A 249-nucleotide genomic window follows, 5' to 3' on the forward strand; every position below is an offset into this window, starting at 1 on the left:
CGGCTGGAACTATCTGCGTTACCGCCGCGCGCTTGGCCTGCTGACCTTCTATTACGCGCTGATGCATTTCACCGTCTACATGGTGCTCGACCAGGCGATGGATATTGCCGCCGTCATCAACGACGTGCTGAAGCGCCCCTTCATCATGTTCGGCATGGCCGGACTTGCGATGCTCATTCCGCTGGCGCTGACATCCAACAATTTCTCGATCCGCCGGCTCGGCAAGAACTGGATCTGGCTGCATCGCCT

General features: G+C 58.6%; 1 protein-coding gene. It reads left to right on the plus strand.

The window, feature by feature from the left end:
* Window positions 1-249: ferric reductase-like transmembrane domain-containing protein (locus EOD29_RS33800; RefSeq protein ID WP_206520603.1), on the plus strand; the 249-nt coding region annotated here is incomplete at both ends.

Origin of the sequence: Mesorhizobium sp. M1A.T.Ca.IN.004.03.1.1 (genome assembly GCF_003997555.1) — a bacterium.
Taxonomy (GTDB): domain Bacteria; phylum Pseudomonadota; class Alphaproteobacteria; order Rhizobiales; family Rhizobiaceae; genus Mesorhizobium.